Below are 3,326 nucleotides of genomic sequence, written 5' to 3'. Positions count from 1 at the left end.
CTCTGCCGTGCCCGTCCTGTAGCCACACCGCTCCCGTGTGTCACACCCGCAACATCACAGGTCAAACGCTTACTTCACGACTTTGCCGACGCCCTGGCCGCAGCTTGGCCATCCCATCGCGGATCTCGTCCTCGATCGTGTCCAGCTCGTCGAGAATCTCGACCGGCGCGCGGTGCTCGACCTCCTCGTGGACGATCTCCTTGTAGCGGTTGATCGACAGGTCATAGCCCTGCGCGGCGATCTCCTCGCGGGGCACGCGAAACGACTGCTCGGCACGTGCCCGTTCACGCTCGGACCCATCCCGCAAACCCCACCGGTGCAACACGTCCGGCAGGTTGTTCTTCTCGTGCTCCTCAGCGCCGAGCATCGCCAACGTTCCGAGCTTGTCGGCGTCCAGCAGCGGGGTGCGCTTGTCGTCGAGCGAATACCCGTCGGCTCGCACGTCGTAGAACCACACGTGATCGGTGCCGCCTGAACCGGTCTTGGTGAAGAACAGCACCGCCGTCGACACCCCGGCGTACGGCTTGAACACCCCGGACGGCAACTTCACCACGGCATCAAGCTTGTGATCCTCCACAAGCATCCGCCGAAGCTCCTTGTGCGCCTTGGTCGATCCAAACAGCACCCCGTCGGGAACGATCACGCGGCACGCCCGCCGAGCTTCAGTAGACGCAGGAACAACGCGACGAACAGCAGCTCGGTCTTTTTGGTCTTGACGATGCGCTGCAGGTCTTTGGCGGTGTTCTCGTAGTCCAGCGACCCGGCGAACGGGGGATTGGCCAGCACCATCGAATAGTTCTCGGCGTCACTGGTGTTCGCCTCGGCCAGTGAGTCGCGGTAGCGGACGTCGGGCTGCTCGACACCGTGCAGCAACATGTTCATCGTACCGATGCGCAGCTGGTGCGGTCGAAGTCGAAGCCGGTGAGAATCTTCTGGTGAAAGTGGCTGCGCCACTGCCCACCGGCAATCTCATCGGCGTGATGCGCCCGCAGATATTCGGTAGCGGCGACCAGGAACCCGCAGGTTCCCGACGCCGGATCCACGATGGTGTCGCCGGGTGCGGGGGCCATCATCTCCACGATCAGCTTGATGATGTGCCGCGGGGTGCGGAACTGGCCGTTTTTACCCGATGTGGAGATCTCCGACAGCAGGTACTCGTAGACGTCGCCCTTGGTGTCCAGATCGTCCATCGGGATCTCGTCGAGCATGTCGATCACCTTGGTCAGCAGGCCAGGGCTCGGGATCGTCAGCCGGGCGTCCTTCATGTGCTCGGCGAACGTCGAATCGTCGCCGCCCATCTGCCGGATGAACGGGAACACCTGGTCGGCCACGGCGTCGTAGGCGTGATCGGGGTGCATGTCCTTGATTCGCTTCCAGCTCAGTTCGTCGCGCCCGACTGGCAGCGGGTTGCCCCGCACCGGCTGCTTGAGCAGGGTTGCACGCTGCAACGCCCGGTCCTGCAGTTCGTCGAGCCGCTTGATGAACAGCAGATAGGTGAGCTGTTCGACGACCTCCAGCGGGTTGGACATGCCGCCCGACCACACCGCATCCCAGATGCGGTCGATCTGGTTTCTGATCTCGCCGGTGAGCACAACAGGACTCTAAGCGGTGCACCCGACAGGGCGTGACACCGCAGGGTCAGGTCACGGCGAAGGCAGCAGGATACGCATGCGTTGCCTCGGGCTATAGCTCGTCCAGCAGCGTTGGTTGCCACACCTGCTCGGGTAACGTGACCTGTACGTCCTCGACGGTCTGACCGAGCGGAAAGCCACCGTCTTGAGTCATCAGATAATCGGTGCGCAGGCGGATGGCCGCGGCAATGTGGAGGGCATCGGCCCGGAGCGCTACTTCGTGTCGAACCAATTACCCGGCGTTCCGGGGGTCGGTAACAGGGTTCGGCGGGTCCGCGAGTGCTGCGGCGTGTGGTCGGTTTTCACTCTGCGGTCGAGGCGACGGTTTTCGATGACTCAACGCTGGGGATGCACACTGACGGATGCGAGCACCCGGGGAGGCCTGAGCAGATCAGCGGATGGCCAGACCAGGCCGCCCGCTGACGCCGATGTGGCGGTGGAGTTTTCGTAAGTTGCGGCACGCGGCGCGCAGCTGACATTCTCAGCTAGCCTTGGTCGAGTCCGCGCACACTCCTCCATCTCCGCGGAGTTGATGCTGTTCGCCTGAGCGCAGGCGGAATGGCCGCGACTGGGAATACGACCACCGCCCGCCCGCGATCACCTCGGCTTGTCGACGGTGACCGATTCGTTCCACTTCGAGAAGACCGTCTCGACGGTGTCGTCCTTGGTGGGCTCCAGGTCCAGCCGGACCACTTGGTGGTCGCCGCCCTCCTCGACCCAGACCGTGGACTGGATCGGCTTGGTGGCCGCCAGCGGCGCGATTTTGTTCACCGCGGCCGGGGCGGCCTTGCCGACGATCCGGATCGTCTGCTGGTCGTCGATGGCCTCCCGGGCTTCGGCGCTGGGGTCGGTGATGGTGGAGAGCAAATTGGCCAGCCCGGCCTGCGGGCTGAGCGTCGCGGTCAGGTCCCACACCTCGCCGAGGCGGCCGTAGTCCCGCCACCCGCTGCCGGGCAGCGCCGCGTACAACCGGCGGCTGGTCTCGACGAATTCGATGCCGACCGGGGCGCCCATCACCGTGATGGTGGCGTTGCCCTTGGCCGCACCGCGGGACTCCCCGGTGACGTCGCCCTCCAACGTCGTGACTGGCATCCCGGCCACCGCGCCGGTCACCGACATCGCCAGGTGCACACTCCGGAGGTTCTTGGCGGAGGTGGTGGACTGCTTGAGCAGCGGCACAGCGGCCGGCAGCGGGTCCGCGGGCCGCTTGGACGACGGCGGCGGCGACGGGGATGCCGGCGGCGGCGCCGACGGCTCCGAGGCCGACGAGCATGCGGCAACCAGGGCGACGGCGACGCTCGCGGCGGTCGAAACGGTTGAGAGCCTGCGCATGCCAGACATCGTAGAGGGCGAAAGACGGGTCAGTCGCACGGGCTTGGCACCGCTCAACGGGCGACGATCACCGAGGAGCCGTGCCCGAACAGGCCCTGGTTGGCGGTGACGCCGACGGTGGCGCCCTCGACCTGACGGCCGGTGGCCTGACCACGCAGCTGCCAGGTCAACTCGCAGACCTGGGCGATCGCCTGTGCCGGGATCGCCTCGCCGAAGCAGGCCAGCCCGCCGGACGGGTTCACCGGCACCCGGCCACCGATGGTGGTGGCGCCGCTGCGCAGCAGCTGCTCACCCTCACCCTTGGCGCACAGGCCCAGGTGCTCGTACCAGTCGAGCTCCAGCGCGGTGGACAGGTCGTAGACC

At 66.1% G+C, this 3,326-nt stretch carries 3 protein-coding genes and 1 pseudogene; all 4 read right to left on the bottom strand.

Annotated elements, in window-relative coordinates:
• Nucleotides 1-61: 61 nt before the first annotated feature.
• Nucleotides 62-876, bottom strand: a pseudogene (locus AC2VOU_RS17530) (HsdM family class I SAM-dependent methyltransferase).
• Between the two features lie 2 nt (nt 877-878).
• The gene (locus AC2VOU_RS17525) at nt 879-1,592 is read right to left on the bottom strand and encodes a type I restriction-modification system subunit M (protein WP_486958515.1); all 714 of its coding nucleotides are present in this window, start codon (nt 1,590-1,592) and stop codon (nt 879-881) included.
• 636 nt (nt 1,593-2,228) lie between these two features.
• The gene (locus tag AC2VOU_RS17520) at nt 2,229-2,963 is read right to left on the bottom strand and encodes an LppX_LprAFG lipoprotein (RefSeq protein WP_486958514.1); all 735 of its coding nucleotides are present in this window, start codon (nt 2,961-2,963) and stop codon (nt 2,229-2,231) included.
• A 53-nt stretch (nt 2,964-3,016) separates the two neighbouring features.
• A partial coding sequence (locus tag AC2VOU_RS17515; protein ID WP_486958513.1) for a thiolase C-terminal domain-containing protein occupies nt 3,017-3,326 on the bottom strand: 310 nt, incomplete at its 5' end.

The organism is Mycobacterium sp. TH-M25 (assembly GCF_057473665.1).
The sequence above is the reverse complement of the archived record's forward strand: the minus strand, read 5'-3'. Positions and strand labels throughout refer to the sequence as shown.